Origin of the sequence: Undibacterium sp. JH2W (genome assembly GCF_049340425.1) — a bacterium.
In the GTDB taxonomy this organism is placed as follows: domain Bacteria; phylum Pseudomonadota; class Gammaproteobacteria; order Burkholderiales; family Burkholderiaceae_D; genus Undibacterium.
In genome coordinates this window covers 109,012-129,458 of the sequence record NZ_JBMPOT010000012.1, presented here as the reverse complement: position 1 = coordinate 129,458, position 20,447 = coordinate 109,012, and the positions used below count along the sequence as shown (strand labels likewise).

At 53.6% G+C, this 20,447-nt stretch carries 12 protein-coding genes; 5 read left to right on the top strand and 7 right to left on the bottom strand.

The window, feature by feature from the left end:
* Positions 1 to 18 precede the first annotated feature (18 nt).
* Positions 19 to 2,460 carry a GH92 family glycosyl hydrolase gene (locus tag ACO0LC_RS18980; RefSeq protein ID WP_423005932.1) on the top strand — a complete coding sequence of 814 codons (2,442 nt, stop codon included), beginning with the start codon at positions 19 to 21 and terminating at the stop codon, positions 2,458 to 2,460.
* Positions 2,461 to 2,658: 198 nt separating this feature from the next.
* Here the strand turns inward: ACO0LC_RS18980 and ACO0LC_RS18975 are convergent, their stop codons facing one another.
* From ACO0LC_RS18975 to ACO0LC_RS18955, 5 genes are all read right to left on the bottom strand, one after another.
* Complete coding sequence (locus ACO0LC_RS18975; protein ID WP_423005930.1) at positions 2,659 to 3,393, bottom strand: copper homeostasis protein CutC; 735 nt, start codon at positions 3,391 to 3,393, stop codon at positions 2,659 to 2,661.
* Positions 3,394 to 3,396: 3 nt separating this feature from the next.
* On the bottom strand, positions 3,397 to 4,371 hold the full coding sequence (locus tag ACO0LC_RS18970) for a glucokinase (protein WP_423005928.1): 975 nt from the start codon (positions 4,369 to 4,371) through the stop codon (positions 3,397 to 3,399).
* A gap of 1 nt (position 4,372) precedes the next feature.
* Positions 4,373 to 6,817, bottom strand: a complete 2,445-nt coding sequence (locus ACO0LC_RS18965; protein WP_423005926.1) for a glycoside hydrolase family 31 protein — start codon at positions 6,815 to 6,817, stop codon at positions 4,373 to 4,375.
* Positions 6,818 to 6,828: 11 nt separating this feature from the next.
* Positions 6,829 to 9,498, bottom strand: coding sequence for a beta-mannosidase (locus ACO0LC_RS18960; protein WP_423005924.1), 2,670 nt, complete (start codon positions 9,496 to 9,498; stop codon positions 6,829 to 6,831).
* A gap of 110 nt (positions 9,499 to 9,608) precedes the next feature.
* Complete coding sequence (locus tag ACO0LC_RS18955) at positions 9,609 to 11,501, bottom strand: beta-N-acetylhexosaminidase (RefSeq protein WP_423005922.1); 1,893 nt, start codon at positions 11,499 to 11,501, stop codon at positions 9,609 to 9,611.
* An 859-nt stretch (positions 11,502 to 12,360) separates the two neighbouring features.
* On the opposite strand from ACO0LC_RS18955, the gene ACO0LC_RS18950 reads away from it, so the two are divergent.
* From ACO0LC_RS18950 to ACO0LC_RS18940, 3 genes are all read left to right on the top strand, one after another.
* Positions 12,361 to 15,495 (top strand): TonB-dependent receptor, encoded by a 3,135-nt coding sequence (locus tag ACO0LC_RS18950; protein ID WP_423005920.1) that lies wholly within the window; start codon positions 12,361 to 12,363, stop codon positions 15,493 to 15,495.
* A 118-nt stretch (positions 15,496 to 15,613) separates the two neighbouring features.
* Positions 15,614 to 17,131: a tryptophan halogenase family protein gene (locus ACO0LC_RS18945; RefSeq protein ID WP_423005918.1), complete on the top strand. Its 1,518-nt coding sequence runs from the start codon at positions 15,614 to 15,616 to the stop codon at positions 17,129 to 17,131.
* Between the two features lie 17 nt (positions 17,132 to 17,148).
* The gene (locus tag ACO0LC_RS18940) at positions 17,149 to 17,466 is read left to right on the top strand and encodes a carbohydrate-binding protein (RefSeq protein ID WP_423005916.1); all 318 of its coding nucleotides are present in this window, start codon (positions 17,149 to 17,151) and stop codon (positions 17,464 to 17,466) included.
* Here ACO0LC_RS18940 and ACO0LC_RS18935 read toward each other — a convergent pair.
* Together ACO0LC_RS18935 and ACO0LC_RS18930 are read right to left on the bottom strand one after the other, a co-directional pair.
* Positions 17,382 to 18,023, bottom strand: a complete 642-nt coding sequence (locus ACO0LC_RS18935) for a glutathione S-transferase family protein (protein WP_423005915.1) — start codon at positions 18,021 to 18,023, stop codon at positions 17,382 to 17,384. The two genes, ACO0LC_RS18940 and ACO0LC_RS18935, sit on opposite strands and share 85 nt — an antisense overlap.
* A 46-nt stretch (positions 18,024 to 18,069) precedes the next feature.
* Positions 18,070 to 19,134: a helix-turn-helix transcriptional regulator gene (locus ACO0LC_RS18930; protein WP_423005914.1), complete on the bottom strand. Its 1,065-nt coding sequence runs from the start codon at positions 19,132 to 19,134 to the stop codon at positions 18,070 to 18,072.
* Positions 19,135 to 19,692: 558 nt separating this feature from the next.
* Here ACO0LC_RS18930 and ACO0LC_RS18925 point away from each other — a divergent pair.
* The coding region (locus ACO0LC_RS18925) for a carbohydrate-binding protein (RefSeq protein WP_423005912.1) at positions 19,693 to 20,447 on the top strand (755 nt) is incomplete at its 3' end.

Below are 20,447 nucleotides of genomic sequence, written 5' to 3'. Positions count from 1 at the left end.
AAAGTAGCAGGAGACAAATTGAATACACTATCCACCTTCAGACGCGTGGCGGTCACTGGCATGATGGCGCTGCTGGCCAGCACCAGCATTAACGCTATTGCGCATGCAGACACAGCGCGAGACAAGAATTTTCCGGTGAATACCTTTATCGGTACCCAGGATGATGGCAATACCTTTCCTGGTGCGGCTGCGCCCTTTGGCATGATACAGCTCAGCCCTATCGGTGAACACTATTCAGGCTGGCGCTATACCGATCCTAAAATCCGTGGCTTTGGCCACTCTTTTCTGTCTGGTGCAGGATGCTGGGAACAAGGTGGTCAACTCTCGGTCTTGCCTGTGACTGGCAGCATCAAAGCTGGCGGCAATTTTGATACGAGTAAAGTAGGCAGTTTTGACCAGAAAGTCTATGGTTCCAATTACTCGCATGATGGTGAAGTGGGCCATGCAGGTTACTTCAAAGTCAGGCTCACCGATTATGGTGGCATCACTGCCGAGACCACCGCACTGACACGCGCCGGGGCCGAGCGTTATACCTTCCACGACACTACTGCGACAGGTCATATCCTGGTCAATCTTGGTCAGGCAAATGAGCGCCACTCCGTGGTGGGCAGCCACCTGCAAGTAATAGATGACCATACGCTGGAAGGCAAGATAGTCACGCGCAGTTTTTGTGGTGGAGCGCAATACACGACCTGGTTCAGGATGGAGTTTGACCAGGCTTTCCGTACGCATGGTATCTGGGATGAAAGCGGCGGTACCGAAGCCAGCATGCAATTGAGCCAGCAAGGCGACAGCAAGCCGCATGGTGCCTGGTTCAGTTTTGACTTGAAGACCAACAAGGCGGTTACTGCCATCAGCGCCATTTCGCATGTCGATGCAGAAGGTGCAAGAAAGAATTTGCGGGCAGAAGGCAAGGCCAATGGCAAGCTGCGCAGCTTTGACAGCATGCGCCAACAGGCACAGGATGAGTGGAACAAAGAACTCTCCAGCATACGCATAGAAACTGCCAATCAGGATGACCGCACTGTTTTCTACACTGCGCTTTATCATGCCCTATTGCAGCCACTGACAGGCAATGACAGCGATGGCCGTTACCGTGGCTATGATGATGTCATCCACAAAGTCGACAAGGGCAATTACTACGAATTCTTTTCGCTGTGGGACACTTATCGCGCCCAGAATCAGCTGATCGCCTTGCTGCGCCCGGCCAGGGCTCGTGACATTGCCGACTCCATCCTGAAAATACAGGAACAGGCTGGCTGGCTGCCGCGCTGGGGTTATGCGAATTTTGAATCGAATGTCATGACGGGTGACCCGGTCACCCCTTTCCTGGTTGACCTGTGGCGCTATGGTGCGCTGGCTGGCAAGGAAAAAGCGGCCTATGCGGCCTTGCGCCAGAATGCCTTTGAAGTACCCAGTTTCAAACTGCGCTCAGAAGGGCGAGCAGGCAATCCGCAATACCTGCGCGATGGTTTTGTGCAATACGACAAAGGCTTCAGGGCAAAGGGCATGGACGTAGACCCGCATCATGGTGCCTCGGCAACCCTGGAATATGCTGCTGCCGATGCTGCGCTGTCTTATATGGCAGAGGCGCTCGGTGAAAAGGTAGACGCTGCCGCGTTACGCCAGCGTGGCCAGAACTGGCGCAAGCTGTGGGACAAGGACGCCACCGATAAAGAGCTGGGCTTCAAAGGCTTCCCACGCCCACGTCTCGAAAATGGCGACTGGTACACAGAACTGCAAGGCCATTACAATCCGCGCGCCGAGCATGGTTTTCATGAAGGCACAGCCTGGCAGTATCAATGGCTGGTACCGCAGGATAGCCAAACCCTGTTTGCTGAAATGGGTGGACGTGAGTCAGCCGTCAAACGTCTCGACGCCTTCTTTGCCTTTGATGAAATCGAAAAAAACGATTACCAGGCCGTACGCAAGGACTGGGTCGTGGGGCCATACAGTTACTACAACCAGTACCGCTACAATCCCAATAATGAACCGGATTTACATGCACCCTGGATGTATACCCTGGCAGGCCAGCCCTGGAAAACCACCACCGTCCTGCGTGCCGCCGAAACCCTGTTCAGCAATGCCCCCAATGGTGTGACTGGTAACGATGACCTGGGCACCATGTCCGCCTGGTATATCTTCAGCAGCCTGGGTATTTACCCATGGATGCCAGGCAGCGGCCAGTTCTTGCTGCATGCGCCCAAGTTTTCCAGGATTGAGCTTGACCTGGGAAATGGCAAGACACTGAGCATAGACAGCAAGGCGGCAGCACGTACCCCCATACGCTATATCCGCCAGGCACAGTGGCAGGGCAAGCCTTTATCACAAGTCTGGCTATCCTGGGAACAGATACAGGCTGGCGGCAAACTCAGCCTGGATTTAAGCAGTGATGACAAGGCCAAGTCCTGGGGCAATAGTGTGCAGGCCCTGCCGCCGGGGGCTTTGGATAAACGATAAACAGGAGCGGCTTCAGCCGCGAACATTTGGAGGCCATTGTTGTGCTGACTGTTCGCGGCTGAAGCCGCTCCTACGGGGAAATACTTTCTCCATTTAAAGAATGATGCTTAATCAGCGTCTCAGTAAAAATTTCTAGCTTCCACCAAGCTTAAAAGCAGGACTGCCCCCGGTCCTGCTTTCTTTTTTTCTGCTGGTGAATTAGGGATACAGTTGATCGATGACCTGGCGTAATGCCCTGACCAGTTGCGTTTGTGTTGCCAGAAAATCCGTCTTAAGCCCAGGCAATTTTCTTTGCTCCTGCATGGCACTATATTGCAGGCCGCTGGCTGATGCGTGCACCTCGGTAACGCCGCTTGCTGCCACCAGTGCTGCAATATTCTCAGGCCTGATGCCTGCACCTGCCATGATGCTTATACGCTTGTCAGCCAGCCCTACCAGACGGGCGAGTTGCATCTGACCTGCCTCGGCGCTGTCGGCCAGACCTGAACTCAAGATACGCGCAAAGCCAAGCGCGATGATTTCTTCCAGACTTTGTTCAGGTGCAGCGCAAAGATCAAAGGCGCGATGGAAAGTCAGTGACATCTTGCCAGCCGCTGCGCACATGGCGCGACAAAATTCTGTATCCACTCTGGCTTCTGCATTCAGCGCGCCGACCACCACCGCGTCGCAACCCAGGCGCGCGCAGTGTTCTATGTCATACAGCATGACTTCACGTTCTGCCTCGGTATACATAAAATCGCCAGTGCGTGGCCGTATCAAGACATGGATGGGGATGCGCAGGCGTTCGCGCGCAATGGCAATCGTCCCATGGGAAGGGGTGGTGCCACCTTGTTCCAGATGATCGCAAAGCTCAATGCGGTCTGCGCCACCGGCCTCGGCGGCCAGGGCAGATTCTATAGAATTCGCGGCAATCTCCAGAATGATGCCTGCCATTATTTAACTCTCCGTTTGTAAATACCAATGGGCTGCACCTAGCAGGGCAAGCTGGCCAGGCTGTATCAGAAAGACAGTACAATTTTCCACCACGGCACGCATCACACCTTTATTCAAAAAGCGATTTCTGAATTCACTTTTTTGTAGCAGTTCACTGATTTGCATGGGTACACCACCGGCCAGATAGACTGTCTGCGCCCCATAATAAATCGCCAGGTCACCAAGCAGGCTGCCCAGCATGGCGCAAAATATCTCTACGGCTTCCTGGGCAATGGCATCTTGCCCGGCGATGGCGGCAGCGCTCACCTCAGCGGGCTGTTGCAGAAGAGCAGTCTTGTCCTGCATCAGCGCGAGTGTGCGATACAGACGCAACAAGCCAGGGCCAGACAAGAACATTTCATTATCAACGTGGGGCGTCGTTTTCCAGCATTGCGCCAGCAATGAGGCCTCACGTGGATTGCCGGCCGCCAGTGCCGCATGCCCCGCTTCTGTCGCCAGTATCGAGCTGGGTGGTCCCGGTAGCCAGACTGCTGCACCCAGGCCGGTTCCCGGTCCCACCACCAGCACAGGACCAGCAAGCTTTGCCGCATGGCCTTGATTAAGAATAATCGCATCCACCGGTTTGATGAGCGGCACTGACCAGGCAAGTGCGGCAAAGTCATTGAGAAAGCGCAATTGCGCCAGCCCGCTGTCCTGCATGGTTTGCCTGCAAGAGACTGGCCAGGGCAAATTGCTATTACGCACCTGGTCTGCTTCTATCACACCGGCAATGGCAATACTGGCATGCTTGAATTGCTGACCCGTCATGTCACGATAGGCACAAATGATCGCGGCCAGACTGGCATAGTCTGTGCAGGCAAAGCGATGATAATTCCTGAGTTCAGCTTCACCATGGGCATTCAGCTTGACTATAGCAAAACGCGCATGAGTTCCACCCACGTCAGCGACCAGCAGTTGGCCAGGTATCAGGTCAGTCATCTCAATACCTGAGCGTGATTTTTTCGGCACTGTTGGCTATCGTCACGGCGGGCAAGTTCAACTCTTTATCACCCTTGCCAAGAAAGCCGACATGATGCACCTGTAAGGGTAGGGTCTTGCCATTCAACTCTACACTGCTGACATCATGAAAACCGTGCAGGATGATTTGCAGCTTGCGGAATTTGCATGCATGCCTGCCTTCGACAGCATCTAACTGTATCTCCTTGCGTTCAGGCAGGAAGCTGATTTGGCGCTTGTAGTATTCGCCATTTTGGTAGGCATAGGATTTGCCATCATCTTCGTAATAACTGACGCTGCTGCCTTGCGGCCCTTGATAAACATGGATGAACAAAGTGTCTTCCGGCGGTTGTGCCGTGCTTTGCACCAGCGACTGCATGGTGACGATGCTGCCAGCCTTGACATAGACTGGCAAGTGCTCCAGATGCAACTCCAGGGCTTTGGTTTGCCTGCCATGTTCCAGCTGGTCGCTATACAAATCATACCAGTCACCCTGAGGCAGGTAGAGGCGGCCCAATTCCTTGTTACTGGCGAAAGGCGCAACCAGGAAAGCATCGCCAAACATATACTGGTTTTGATAATGCCTGCTATAGACCTGTTCATCATGGGTGTAATCTATCGCCAGTGAACGCATGATGGGCAGGCCGGTGGTGCTAGCCTGGTAAAAACTGGAATACAGATAAGGCATGAGCCGGTAGCGTAAATTAATGTAGTTACGGCTGATATTGAGCACGTCTTCACCATAAGTCCAGGGCTCGGAAGAACGGCTGTCACTGGCTGCATGGTTGCGGAAGTAGGGGGTGAAAGCACCAATCTGCATCCAGCGCGCATACAGGCCAGGCGTGGGCGTGCCGGTGAAACCACCAATGTCCATGCCGGTAAATGGCATGCCACTCAGGCCCAGGCTATTGAGCAGGCGTACCCCAAGCAGCATATGATCTTCATCGGCCGTATTGTCACCTGTCCAGATCGCTGCATAGCGCTGCAAGCCTGCATAACCTGAACGCGACAAGGTGAAGGGGCGTTCTCCCGTCGCCTGCTTCATGCCTTCATGGCTGGCCCTGGCCATTTCCAATGCATAGACATTGCGGCCCTGTTTGTGGGTGGTGGGGTGTTCATCATAATCGAAGAGTATGTTATTGGGCATTTTCTGGCCCCAGGTGGATATCTCATTCATGTCATTCCATATGCCAGCAACGCCTTGCCTGGCATAACTGGCGACTTCAGCCTGCCACCAGGCACGAGTCGCAGGGCGGGTAAAATCAGGGAAATATACCCAGCCCGGCCATACTTCACCAGAATACGGCGTGCCATCGGCATAGCGCAAAAATACATCCTGCTGCATGCCCCTTGCATAGGTGGCGTAGCCTGGATCTATCTTGATGCCTGGGTCAACTATCACCGTGGTTTTAAAACCCAGTGCAGCCAGTTTGTCTGTCATGGCCCTGGGGTTGGGGAAGGCTTGCCTGTCCCAGCTGAATACCCGGTAGCCATCCATGTAGTGGATATCCAGCGTGATGCCATCCGCCGGGATTTTCTTTTCGCGCAGGGTATTTGCTATGCGCATCACTTCTGCTTCTGGATAATAAGACCAGCGGTTTTGCTGGTAGCCCAGGCTCCATAAGGGGGGTAAGGGCATGCGCCCGGTCAGGTCTGTATAGGCGCGGATAATGTCGGCCACACGGGGCTGGAAAATGAAATAATAATTAAGCTCACCACCCTGGGCAGAGAATGAAGAAAAACGCCGGTTGCTGGCACCAAAATTGAAATCAGTCTGGTAGCTGTTATCAAAGAATATCCCATAACTCAGGCCATGATGTATGCCTATGTAAAAAGGGATGCTCGCATACAGGGGATCGGTGTCTCCGTTATAGCGAAACGCATCGGTATTCCAGTTGGTGTAGGCACTGCCGCGCCTGTCGAGATTGCCGGTCTTTTCACCCAGCCCGATAAAACGCTCACCCTCTTGCAGGCTCTTGTAGCTGCTGACTTCATCACCTATCCAGGCATTCGACAAACCGGGTTCATCCTGGTTGATGAGCACGCCATCCGGGGTTTCAAAGCGTACAGAGAATGGCTGCTTTTGTATCTGTACCTGCAACGTGGCCGTCTTTAACACCAGCTTGTCTTTCAGCTCTGTGAGCTGGAAATCTGTTTTTCCTGGCTTGCCTGTGACGGCATATGAGAAGTCCGGACCCAGGGCTTTCTTGTCCATGCGCACGCGTATGACGCCGGGTGAAAACACCGTCAGCGCGACATGGGCATTCTCGGTTGCTATACTCACACCGTCGGCATTGCGTGTGAACGATGTCAGCTTGCCTGCCTGCATGACGGGCTGGGCAGAGACCTGATTCACCTCCAGCAACAGGCAGGCGCTGCATAGCAGGATGGACAAAGTAGTTTTTAGATTGATCAATTTTCCTCGCATAGGATTTCTCTTCAAGGGGACGTAGCTAATTGGGCCAGATGACGTATGCGCAGGCTGGCACGCAGAGTCGCCAGGCTTTGCTTGCTATCCAGACGCAGGGAGATGCTTTCACCTGGCAACAAGCTCAAGGCATTGTCTGATAGTTTGTAAGCATGTTCGCCAAAATCCAGCCAGACTGCACGCGCCAGCTTGTCCGCGTGCAAGTCCAGGCGATAGTGGTCGGCCTCAGCGACTATGGTCGCTACCAGCCCGGGGTCAGGTAATTGCATGAGTTTGGATGGCAGCAGATAGGCAATGCTGCGCGCTATGCTTTTTCCGTCTTTCATCAGCTCGACCACGACATACGTGGTTTTTTGATTTGCCTCTGCAGGTAAATCTGCATCCTTGATTTGTGCCAGTTCCATCGCGCTGTTGGCGGGCAGCTTCAGTGCCTGGGTTGTATCGCGCCAGACCTTGCCATCGACATCCATGATGCGTAGCCGCCACGCCAGGTTTTGTTCTTGCAACAGATCAGAAATGACACTCAGACGGGTGACGCCTTTGTCATGCAAGGCAGCTACAGTCAGCGATGCAAAAAACCTGCGTGCATGAAAATGCAAAGCCTTCCAGTGACCAAAATAATCGACGCTGGACCATGAGGCACCGGGCCATACATCATTCAGTTGCCAGTACAGCGAACCCATGGTGCGCGGCATGCTGCTGCGGTGATGCAGGGATGCCATCTCTATGCCTTCTGCCTGCATTAACTGGCTCAGGTAAATAAAATCTGCAAAGCTTTTTGGTTCGTGATAATTGGCGCGTATGTAGAGCAGCAGGCGCTGGTTGCCATCCCCCGCCAGGAACTTCTGGTGCGCGCGGATTAGCGGGCCATCTATCTTTTGTTCACTACGCGGTGCGAATGCATCGACCGTGCTTTGCACTGGCCAGGCTTGCAAGCCAAATTCCGACATGAAGCGCGGCGTCTCAGACAAATAAGCTTCGACCGGCTGCGAACCAGCCCAGACATCCCAGTAATGTTTATCACCATTATTACTATCATTGGCCTTGTCAGCCAGATCATTGCTGGGTGAGCTGGACCAGTAGGGGACACCTGCACCATAGCGGGCAACCTGTTCACGCAAATCCTCGCCAAACAGGGCGACATAGCCTGACCAGACATGCTCGGCAAAAATCGGGTTTTCTTCCGCAAGTTTTTTGCCTATTCCCCAATCCTTCCAGGCGGTTTCTTCTTCATTATTGCCACACCAGAGTACGATGCTGGGATGGGAGCGCAAGCGCAGTAACTGGTCTTTTGCTTCGGCGACGACATTCTCACGGAAATTTTTATCATAGCCAGGGACTACGCCACCACCAAACATGAAATCTTGCCAGAGCATCAAACCCATTTCATCTGCCATGTCGTAAAAGGCATCGCTTTCATAGTAACCGCCACCCCATAGCCGTAACATATTCATGTTGGCATCTTTTGCTGACTGCAAAATCGCACGCATCTGCTCAGACTTGACGCGGTTGGGGAACATATCGAAAGGGATCAGGTTGGCACCCTTGGAAAATACGGGGATGCCATTGATGACAAAGCCAAATGACTGCCCCCATTGATCCTTGTCGCGGCGCAGCGCCACCTGGCGCAGGCCCGTACGTTTTTTTTGTTCGGCGATGACTTGTCTGCCCTTTTTTAAACTGAGGTCGAAACTATACAAGGCTTGCTCGCCCATGCCATGCGGATACCAGCGACGCGGATGATCGATTTGCAGTGGTAGCGCCAGCTGGTTCAGACCTTTCTTGAGTCTGGCATGCAAACTCCGGGACATGATCTGTTTACCATCCGGGTCAGAGACGCGCATCTCCAGATCTATCTGGGCATCTTTATCGGCCTGCACATCAAACCTGGCTTGCAACGCAGCGCTTTGTGCGTTGAGCTGGTCTTGCTGGATATGAAAATCCTGCAACAGGACATCGTCATAGCTGGTGATTTTTACCGAGCGCCAGATACCGGCAGTCACATAGCGCGGCCCCCAGTCCCAGCCATAATGATAGCCAGGCTTGCGAGCGAAATTGCCGGTCATGGCATCACGCGGCTCATCACCAAAAGGTGACGGATAGTTACCCGCCAGCTTGCTGGGCATGGCCTGCACTTGTGGCAGCAGGCTTTGTATGGGGGAATGAAGAATGATTTTCAATTCATTCTGGCGTTTTTTCAGCAGGCTTTTTGCAGGTAGTACCCAGCGCCGGAAGGCATTGTCTGTTGCTGCAATCTTTTTGCCATTCAAATAGATGTCGGCAAAAGTATCTATGCCTTCAAACACCAGATCCTGATGTCTGGCATTGAAGGTTTTTTCATCAATATCAAATTCCAGTTTATATTCCCACGCGGCATTGCCTATCCATTGCAAGCCAGCTTCAGCATCGCCAACATAAGGGTCGGCAATCAAGTGATGCGCCAGCAAGTCCGTATGGACATGGCCAGGCACTTGTGCGGCATGCCATTGCGTGGTGTCGGCATGTTGAGCGGTGGCAGGGTCATTGGGCAGCAAGCGGAAAGTCCAGGTGCCGGATACCTCCTGCACACGGTTGCTGGCCGCCTCGGCTGGCATGAGCAGGGCCAGGCTGGATGAGGCAGCAAGCAAGGCCAGGCAAGTGCTATGCAAGAAACGCCTGAGGGAATGTCGCGACGTGTTCATATTGAAATCCTGATCATGAAAGGATGAGAGAGATAAGCCCGTCCGCAAGCTTGCCCGCCAAGTGAAAAGGGGCGGGCCTTACTGAAGGCCAGGGCAGGGTCACAGCCGACTTATTTCTGCACAGCGCCCACACCATGGGTGACACTGCGCTGTATCGCACCATGTCTGCCATCGGGGGTGACAGTCAGCACTTGCACCAGGCTATCCTGGCCTGGCTTGACTGCAATCACCAGCGGGTGCAGATACTGGGGCGAACTTGTGCCGGGTGCTGCACCATCCACGGTGTAATACATTTTGCTACCCGCTACAGGTGCCTGCAGGTTCAGGGTTTGCGTTTTATCTGTCGCATTGACTTGCGCTGGCAAGCCAATTGGCCGGGGGATGCGATATGCCAGCCCGGCTTGCTGCAATCTCGGGTAATGGGTCACCAACCTCTGCTCAAAGCCGGAATATTCTTTTTTTGCTGGCGCGGTCCACGCCACTTCGGCCATCGCCAGCAGGCGGGGATAGACCATGTACTCTATCATCTCTGGCTTGCTCAGGTATTCAGTCCAGATATTGGCTTGCACGCCCTTGATATGGCCTTGATCTTGGCCATTGAGAACAGGAGGTACGGGATTGTAGGCATACACTTTTTCCAGGCTGAGTTCACCACCCAGTTGCCATGACTCTTGTTCTTTCGGCCCTTGGCCCGCATCAAAATAGCAGTGACTGGTCGGGCTCATGATGACATCATGGCCTTGTCTGGCTGCGGCGATGCCGCCTTCTTCACCACGCCAGGACATGACGGTGGCATCCGGTGCCAGGCCGCCTTCCAGAATTTCATCCCAGCCTATCAGGCGCTTGCCCTTGCTGTTGATGAATTTTTCTATGCGACGTATGAACCAGCTTTGCAATTCCTCTTCATTCTTGAGACCTTCCCTGCGCATGACCTCTTGCGCCAGCGCGCTGTTTTTCCAGCGTGCCTTGGGGACTTCATCCCCCCCTATATGCAGATATTGTCCGGGGAATAAAGCCATGACTTCGCTCAGCACCTTTTCCAGGAAACCGAAAGTGGCTTCGCTAGGGCAATAAATATCTTCAAATATCCCCCAGTTGGTCGCCACTTCAAATGGCCCGGGTGTACAGGCCAGCTCGGGGTATGCCGCCAGAGCTGCCTGGGCATGGCCGGGTAATTCTATTTCTGGCACTACCGTGATATGGCGGGCTGCGGCATAGGCCACCACTTCCCTGATCTGCTCCTGGGTGTAGAAGCCGCCATAGGCTTTGCCATCGCCTATGTAAGGTTCTACATGGCGACCCAGTGTGCTTTCCTTGCGCCAGGCACCGACCTCGGTCAGTTTGGGATAAGCTTTTATTTCTATGCGCCATCCCTGGTCTTCTGTCAGATGCCAGTGAAAAGTATTCATCTTGTAGAACGCCATCTGGTCGAGGAATTTCTTGATAAATTCTACCGACACCAAATGCCGCCCCACATCCAGATGCATGCCTCGCCAGGAAAAGCGAGGCGCGTCTTGTACGTTGACGCTACGCAAATGGGCCAGCTGGCTGGCCCCGGCAGGCAGCATTTGCAGCAAGCTTTGCATGCCATAGAATTGCCCGGCTGCCGAACCAGTTAAGGCGATGGCGTGCGGATTGATGCTCAATGCATAGGCTTCATTCTGGTTTTTCTGGCCTTGCACAGGAGCTTCCGTCTTTAACAGCAAATAGTTGCTATCAGCCTTGCCCGGCCGTCCTGCCAGCACGGCCAGCCTGAACCCCTGCGTCTGCTCCAGTCTGTCGTTGAATAGATTTGCATTCGACAAAGCTGCTGCATCACTGGCGTACAAGCGGGTTTTAGCAGACAGGCTAAAACTGCCTTGGCCCCATTGCTGTTGGGCCGGTTGGGGAATAATGGCCAGCTCAGCTGCTTGCTCAACTGGTTTTTTTGCCTCAACTGCAAATGAGTTGGCACAGAAGATAGTGCTGCAAAATGTCAGAACTGCTAAAACCTGGTAGGACATGGGGGACTCCAATCAAGCTGAAAGACAGGCACCTTGATGTTGAAATAACATCAAGGACTCATATTCAAAATAAATGTGCGGGGACCAGAGGTGCTTGCGCATACCAAAATGAAGAAGGCCAGTTTTTTGCTGCATCTTCATCGCCTCCATGCCCTTGTTTATTCAAGGTTTAATAAACGCAAAGGCGCTGTTTTTTTGCCATTTTTGTGTTTGCATCAGGCTTTTTTCTAGATGATATTTATATCGCGGCAAATTATTTACTTCAATTGAATCACCAAAAAGCATGTTTGTTTATAAAGTTCACTAAACAAAAGAGCTGCTCTTTCGAAGTACTCATTCACCCGCAGGCATGTCTTCTAACGCTGTGCAGGTGCGCTTACAGATACGTGCAAATCTGCATGTCTTAAGCAGCTCATACGAGTAAGACACCAGAGTCACGATGACTCCCTATTTCTTTTCCCAGATGACGCATTGCCTGTCCTGGCTTGATACTTGTCCATGCGCACGAGGCTGCGCTGAGGCAATCGCGCTTTTTGCGGCTGCTAAATGTGGCGGAATCACCACACCCCTCATGTGACCGGCGTTTACTAATCAAACTAAACTTCGGCCTAATTTTGAAATCTTGTTTCAGTGCCGTATTTTCTTTTGTATAAACATCTCTGGGTGCAATGCAATGCCCAACGACATGCAGATGCAAATTGTGTCGTTTAGTAAATCGTCGGGACTCTCACCAGTTTGCGTTGTACGCTCACCGGGAAAGCGAACAGATGCGGAAGGTACCCGTCTGTTCCACGAATGAAGAGAACCCTGCCAGCGCCATATAAAAAAGCCCGTCGTTGGGCACAACCAGGAGACATACATGAGCTTCAGAACCCATACCGCTTCACACCATCGGCGTTGCCGCGTGACGCCCATCGCCATGGCGGTGGGTGCTGCACTGCTGGCCTTATCCAGCGCGCACGCGCAAACTGTGACCGCTGAAAATCCGGCTGCAAAGCCAGCCGAGAAGGCTGCAGAAAAATCGGCAGACACGGGCCAGCCCACCTCGGTAATCGTGACCGGCTACCGTTATGCGATCGAGAAAAGCCTGGATCAAAAGCGCGCCGCCAACGCCATTGTTGAAGTCGTCACTGCTGAAGATGTCGGCAAGTTCCCTGATAAAAACGTCGCAGATGCATTGCAGCGCGTGCCGGGCGTGATCATTAATCGTGAAGGTGGTGAGGGCAAGAATGTCAGTGTTCGCGGTTTGTCGTCCGAGTTGACGCTGACCCAGTTGAACGGCAACTACATCGCCACGGCAGAATCCAACGGCGACCCGACACGCTCATTCAACTATATGTTGATGCCATCGAATATGCTTTCCAGTGCCGAGCTCTACAAGACGCCGGAAGCGCGTCTCGACGAAGGCGGTATAGGTGGCACGGTGATACTGCGCACGCGCCGCCCGCTGGAAGTCAAATCCAACAGTGGCTTTGTTTCTGCCGAAGGCACCTGGGCCGATACCAGCAAGAAAGTCGATGGCCAATTCTCTGGCCAGTATGCCTGGCATGATGAAGACAATCGCCTGGGCGTGCTGGTCGGTTATACCCAGCAAAAACGCACCACCCGCACCATGGGTGCCAGCACAGAAAACTGGCAGTGGTATGCCGATGACTACAAGACCCATCCCGCCGTTGATGTCAATGGCGCAGCGTCTGGCCTGAATTCCAAATGGTGGGGCCAGTCTGGCTTCTACGATCAGAGCGGCAAGTACTATAGCAATTTCATGATGCCGACTTCGGTCAATCTCGATGTCAAGACTGAGGAACGTGAACGCAAGGGCGGGCAATTGACGCTGCAATTCAAGCCGGTGCGCAACCTGAACCTGACGGCCAATTACTTCCGTTTTGATCTGTCACAAAATTCACAAACCAATACCCTGAAAATTCCTGAGTGGAATCTGGCACGCTATGACGGCGATGGCAACTGGCCCGGTGGCCGCATGCTCGATGGGCTGACTTTTGACCGCAGCGGCACTATCGTCACAGGTGCCCAGTACAGCGCCCGTGCTGGCAAGACCTATTATTGCAGCGGCGATGCAGCGGCAGCAGGTGGGCTCAAAAACACTGGCGGTTTCGGCCCAGATGACTGCACCATACCAACACCGCAAATCACCGGCAGCTATAACCGCGAACGCTCTTTGTCGCAGACGGCCGATTTTGAAGCGGAATGGAGCGGCACATCGGTTGACGCGACTTTCAAGCTTGGCCGTACCTGGGCCAGCGGTGGCCCCGAGATGCAATTCACCATGCCGATCAAGCCGCGCATGCAAAACGCCGACAATAGCTGGACACTGGGTAACTACGCCAGTTCCTGGAGCACGGTAGGCACGCCCACCATGAACTTCTCGCCGCAACTGATGGCGAATTTGCAAAAAGGCATAGGCGAAATTGACCTGGGTTCAACCTCCTCGTCATGGACCAAGAACAGTACCGAGCAAAAGTATGCTCAGGCTGACTTTACCTGGCATACCGATGGCAACTGGCTCGATTCCCTGCAGTTCGGTGCCAAGTACCGCGACGGTGGCACGCATCGCAGCACTGGCAATAATTACTGGGCCTGCAAGGGTACAGATGGCAGCAACTACGACAATCGCTACCAGGCAGGTTGCGATTCCAGTGCGTCCAAATTCCAGCCTGGCTTTTTGTACCCGACATCGCTGGACAATATTGCAGGTGGCTTCAACGCCAGTGCCTTCCCGGCCATCAATTTCCCGGCCTATATCGCTTACCTGAACCAAACTTACGGCCAGATGCGGACGCGTAACGAAGACAACTTCGTCTACAACGTCAACGAGAAAATTTCTGCGGCTTATCTGCAAGCCAATATCAAGACCGATCGCCTGCGCGGAAATTTCGGCCTGCGACTGGTGCAAACCAAGCAGCATGCTGATTCCACCGACCAGGTAGATTACTACAACGATTATTTCTTCAACGGTGCCAATGGTACGCCAGCACCATGTCTGGCGGGTGGCTTGCCTGCTGCTGGTGCTCCGGCTGGTTCCGGTTGCGTCAGTGGCTACACCACGCTGCCAGAAAGCACAGGACGCAAATCCTCCTTCGTGGTCAGCTCGCTGGATCGCAGCTACACTGATGTATTGCCCAGCTTTAATCTGGCCTATGATCTCCGTGACAATTTGGTGTTGCGCGCAGCGGCTTCCAAGGTAGTGGCACGGCCAGGCTATGGCGACATCGCTTCGCCAGGCAGCTTGAATTACTATAGCCAGGAATATGTCAATGACCGTCGCCTGATCGGTGGTGCTGACCAACAGGGCTGGTTTGGCCAGGGTAGCAACAAGGCGCTGGAACCGTACAAGGCGACCCAGTTCGACCTTGGCCTGGAATGGTATTTCCAGCGTGGCTCTGTGCTGGGTGCCGGCCTGTTCCGCAAGAGCGTCAGCAACTTTGCCGTGCCGGTTGTGCTGAGCATGCCCATGGTCGTTGGTGGCAACACCGTGACCGTGCAAAACTACTCAACCAGTGCTGGTGGTCGCGATGCCGTCTCCCAGGGGATAGAATTGTATGCGCAGCATACGCTGAAATCCGGCATAGGCTTCCAGTTCAACTATACCTATAACAATACCAACCAGGCTGCCATCACCCTGGCGGATGGCAAGGAAATCGGCAAGTCGCCACTGGTAGGCAGCGCCAAGAACCAGACCAATCTCACTGTGTTCTATAGCAATGATCAATACCTGGTGCGGGCTTCGTACAACCGTCGTGGTGAAGTCGTGGGTGGACTGGTGAATGGTTTGAACGTGTATCAGGATCCCTACACCCAGCTGGATTTGAACGCAGCATATAACTATAACGCGCAGCTCAGCCTGACTGCTTCGGTGTTGAACCTGACCCGGGCAGAGTCCAGCTCTCACCTTGGCAATGACACCAAGGACCGTTTCTACTCCAACAGCTATGCTGGTCGTGTTATCTACGTAGGTCTGAATTATAAGTTTTAAGCTATCAGTTTTTATCTATAAGTTCCAACCCGCTACCTCCTCGCGCCGCAAGGCCGGGGAGTGTCTTTACAGGCAGTGGCCGACCAAGCGGCCACTGCCGTTTTTTCTGGGAGACGCAATGACAATGAACAAGCGCATCAGCAAGATTACTATCGTCGGTGGCGGCAGCGCGGGCTGGATGGCCGCCGCTGCCCTGGCCACCTATCTGGGCAAGGGCGCGACGATACGCCTGATCGAGTCCGAGGAAATCGGCATTGTTGGCGTTGGCGAGGCCAGCGTCCCCCACATCCGGCTATTCAATGGACAATGGCTGGGCATAGACGAAGCCGAGTTCGTCAAACGCACCCAGGGCACCGTCAAGCTAGGCATACAATTTAATGACTGGGGCCGCATAGGCGACAGCTATATCCACGGCTTTGGGGCTATTGGCCGTTCGCTGGGGCCGTTGCCGTTTCATCAGTTCTGGCTCAAGCTGTTTCTGTCTGGCCGCGCGTCACCGATAGGCGATTATTCACCGCAGACCGTGATGGCAGCACGCGGCAAGTTCGCGCCTGGCGACCAGAATGCCGCACCCAATTCGCCACTGGCCGACATCGCCTATGCCTATCATTTCGATGCCACCCTGTATGCACGCTATTTGCGCGAGCTGGCAGAAGGCCGCGGCGTGCAACGCATAGAAGGCAAGATCGTTGGCGTCAACCAGCGTGCCAGCGACGGTTTTATCGAATCGCTGACGATGGAAAACGGCGCAGTCGTTGACGGCGAATTGTTTATCGATTGCTCAGGCTTTAGTGCGCTCTTGATCGAGCAGACACTCAAGACCGGCTATGCCGACTGGACGCACTGGTTACCCTGTGATCGCGCCCTGGCAGTGCCTAGCGAGAGTGTCGACCCCATCACCCCATACACGCGCGCCACCGCACGTGCGGCAGGCTGGCAATGGCGCATACCGCTGCAGCACCGGGTCGGCAATGGCTATGTGTATTCCAGCCAGCATCTCAGTGACGACGAAGCTGCCGCGACACTGCTGGCCAATCTGGATGGCAAGGCGCTGGCTGAGCCGCGCCAGTTACGCTTCACTACCGGCATGCGCAAAAAGTTCTGGAACAAGAATGTGGTGGCACTGGGGCTGGCCAGCGGCTTTCTCGAACCACTGGAGTCGACCAGTATCTACCTGGCCCAGTCCGGCATCACGCGCTTGCTGAGCCTTTTCCCCAAAAACGATTTTAATCCCTTGCTGGCGGAACGCTACAACCGTGAATCTGTGACTGAATACGAGCGTATCCGCGATTTTCTTATCCTCCACTATCACGCAACTGAACGCGACGACACACCATTCTGGAAGCATTGCCGCAGCATGGAGATACCAGACAGCTTGCGTGTAGCCATCGATTTATTCCACTACGATGGCCGCTATTTCCGCAACGGCGAAGATTTCTTCGCCCTGCCAAGCTGGGTCCAGGTCATGCTGGGCCAGCGCATCCTGCCGCAAGGCTATCACCCCATCGTCGATGACATGCCCGAGGACAAGCTGGCCGATTATGTCGAAAGCATGCGCACCACACTATTGCATGCCGCAGATGCGATGCCTACGCATCAGCAATGGATAGATCGATACTGGAAAGCACCAGTGTAGCGATAGAAAGATGAGGCATGGTTTGCATTTGGGAGGGGGGCCCCAGCATCAGTCGCGCAATCTGGAGCAATACCCAGATTTATACTCAGGGCAATTGCGTCACCTACCAGAGGATCACTTACCAGGCCAAGTGGTGGACGCAAGGGAATGTGCCGGGAACGGAGCAGTGTGGGCCATGGGAAGTAAGCACGGTCACGCCAACTCCGACGCCGACACCGACACCAGCCAGCGAGCCAGCCAGCAATCAGGATCAGGTCAGCAATGGCGTCAGGTCCGGGTCGCCTTTGGACATTGCGCTGCGATATGCAGGACGCTCTCCTATGCGCTGCAAATAAGCGCGGATTTGATGATAGGGGCTAAGATCAACAGGCTGGAAAAGGCGCATGGTCGTCAGGGAAAATATGCTCATGATATCGGCGGCACTTAATTCTTGCCCTGCTAGATAGGGGACATCGCCGAGGCGCGTGTCCATGGAACGCAGGATCTTGTCCAGTCTGTCCTGTACCGATGTCTGCATAGGATGATCGATGGGCAGTTTCGCGCTACGCACTGTCATGAGGCGCAACATCACTGGCTGAAGATTGCCATTGGAAAAATGGAACCAGTAAAGAAAGTCTGTATAGTCAGGGTGCTCAGGGCCGGGCTTGAGGCGACCATTGCCATGTCTGGTGATAATGTATTCAACGATTGCTGCTGATTCAGCCAGGAGCAGACCCTCATCCTCAATCAGTGGCGCTGCGCCAAGAGGGTGCATGGCCTTTAATTCAGGTGGTGATAACCTGGTGACAGCATCGCGCTTGTAATGCACCAGTTTATACGGGAGACCTAGTTCTTCGCACAGCCAGATAATGCGTTCAGATTGTGAATGACCGAGGTGATGGATTGTTATCATGATCTTTTTAGAGAGATTATGGAAGTCAAAAACAGAAGTTGAAAACTCAGCACGTACGCTGATGTCCACGCACAGTGGTCGGCGCGAAGCCAAAACGCTGCCGGAACCTGATTGCAAAGCGGGACGGTGACTCGTATCCAAGCGCTAGTGCTATTGCAGATACTGGCTGTGTTGTTGCCTGCAAGAGTGTGAGTGCTGTTGCCATACGTACATCCACCAGCAAATCCGTAAGCGTATTGCCCTCTGCTGCAAGGCGGCGCCTGAGCGTTGCTTCTGACAGCGCCAACTCCCTGGCGATACGTTCAGCCGTCCATGCATAGTCCAAAGACTGGGTAATCAAGTCCCTTACCTTGCGCGACACATTCTCGATCAGCTTGGGATTGCGCAGTGCTATGCCTTCTTCCATCAGCCAGTGCAGCACCTCAAGAGCGCGCTGGCGCGCTACCGCGTCCGGGATACCATTGCCGCTAACCAGCGCATGCCATGCGCGCCCAAAGGCACTGCGCAAACTATCCCTGACTTCTGGAATCAGGCGCACCGGTGCCTGACTCTGCTTGCTGGCTTCCAGCGCTTCTGCCTGGCAGCGATAATAAGAGTCTTCAAGTAATGTCACATCAAAGACCAGCCAGCGTGCTTCATAAGTCATGCCAGCTTCCAGCAGGTTGGTGAAATCAAGGGTTTGATTTCCACCAAGCAGTATGGCTTGCCCGGCTTTTGCCTGAACACAGGCACCAAGATCAGCCCGCACAGATTTGCTGCCTTTCTCAACGATGATGAGTGAGGGGTGCTGTACATGAATGCGTCTTACCTCCAGCCCGTTTCCCTGTATGACGTGAGCGGCAATACCTATACCTTTTCTGGCATGTATCTCTCTTGTTGTGAGAGCCTTGTTCTGTTCATCGACGATGTGGCTAGTCAAATTGCGCCCCTTGCGGCGCTGCGCAGCCGGGACTTTGCAATGACCAGGGTATGAGGCAGCAAGTAGAAAAATGAGTGAGCAGGCATGTCCGCAACTGGTGATGTAAACAAGCTCAGTATAGCTGCCGTAGCGATCTGACTCTGTGCTGTGCAAGTCGAATTTGGTGCCAAGCCAGTCAAATTTTTTAAGCATCCCTGTGTCACAGTATGAGTAGCAGGGCGAGTGGCAGCAAGACTGGCAGCAACGGTCGTAGCAAAGGTCGCAGCAAGGTCCAGGCTAGGCCTTGTTACTTTAATTGTCAGCATAGGCAGGGCGAAAAGAGGGGGCGTTTTTTTCCACATGGTAAAACCTGTCCTGTCATTCGTGAATGCTGGATTTTCATTGGCAAGCTTCAATTGCGTATCTATTCAGTCCTGCAAATTCTCCGGCGAGCAGAAATAAGTCCTGCCATCTGATAGCTGCATTTTCGCGATAATACCACTTTGGCTAATTGTAATTATTGGTATTGTTAAGGTATCTAATTATTGATACCAATTTCATCGCTACGCCTCACAGTTTTTATTTTCCAAATTGCAGCTTCTTCAATTGGACTCTTCTTTTGTAACAATATTTTGTTTCAAAAAAAACCACTTGACCGCCTCATATTTAAGCAACATCTTGGAATCGGTTTCGGAAAAAAATGAGACCACAAACCCGAAATGACCTCACAGAATCGGGGCATTTCTCTATCAACAGTTCAGGGGGAATAGGATGAGACATAGAACTGGAATTCGCATTAATCACCTCATGCTCAGTCTGGTCGGCGGTATGCTGGCAGCCTGCGGCGGTGGAAATAACACCAGCAATTTGACAGACACACCCAAGATAGGCGCGCATGTGGCAATGCCGCCAGCAGAGGTACCCAGCAGTTGCCCAGTCTGGAGCAATACCCAGATTTATACCCAGGGCAATTGCGTTACCTACCAGGGCATCACCTACAAGGCCAAGTGGTGGACGCAAGGGAATGTACCGGGAGCGGATCAGTGGGGGCCATGGGAAGTAAGCGCGGTTACGCCAACACCTACGCCAACTCCCACACCGACCCCGACGCCGACTCCAACTCCGACGCCAACACCTACGCCTACGCCTACACCGACACCAACGCCAACTCCCACAACAGGATGCGCACCTTATGTGGCGAAGACCAGTTATCTGGCAGGTAATGTCGTCAGCAATGCAGGTGGCTATTATCGCTGCGATGTCGCGGGATGGTGCTCATCCGGTGCTTCTGCCTATGAGCCTGGTGTAGGCTGGGCCTGGACCAGTGCCTGGACTTCTGTGACTGTCAGTGCCTGCCCAACACCAACACCAACACCAACACCAACGCCAACGCCAACACCAACACCAACACCAACACCAACACCAACACCAACACCAACACCAACACCAACACCAACACCAACACCAACACCAACACCAACACCAACACCAACACCAACACCAACACCAACACCAACACCAACACC

Coding starts and splice junctions, on each gene's coding strand:
- ACO0LC_RS18935 (WP_423005915.1), bottom strand. CDS start 18,023: ATGATAACAATCCATCACCTCGGTCATTCACAATCTGAACGCATTATC.
- ACO0LC_RS18975 (WP_423005930.1), bottom strand. CDS start 3,393: ATGGCAGGCATCATTCTGGAGATTGCCGCGAATTCTATAGAATCTGCC.
- ACO0LC_RS18965 (WP_423005926.1), bottom strand. CDS start 6,817: ATGCGAGGAAAATTGATCAATCTAAAAACTACTTTGTCCATCCTGCTA.
- ACO0LC_RS18970 (WP_423005928.1), bottom strand. CDS start 4,371: ATGACTGACCTGATACCTGGCCAACTGCTGGTCGCTGACGTGGGTGGA.
- ACO0LC_RS18945 (WP_423005918.1), top strand. CDS start 15,614: ATGACAATGAACAAGCGCATCAGCAAGATTACTATCGTCGGTGGCGGC.
- ACO0LC_RS18960 (WP_423005924.1), bottom strand. CDS start 9,498: ATGAACACGTCGCGACATTCCCTCAGGCGTTTCTTGCATAGCACTTGC.
- ACO0LC_RS18940 (WP_423005916.1), top strand. CDS start 17,149: ATGGTTTGCATTTGGGAGGGGGGCCCCAGCATCAGTCGCGCAATCTGG.
- ACO0LC_RS18950 (WP_423005920.1), top strand. CDS start 12,361: ATGAGCTTCAGAACCCATACCGCTTCACACCATCGGCGTTGCCGCGTG.
- ACO0LC_RS18955 (WP_423005922.1), bottom strand. CDS start 11,501: ATGTCCTACCAGGTTTTAGCAGTTCTGACATTTTGCAGCACTATCTTC.
- ACO0LC_RS18930 (WP_423005914.1), bottom strand. CDS start 19,134: ATGCTTAAAAAATTTGACTGGCTTGGCACCAAATTCGACTTGCACAGC.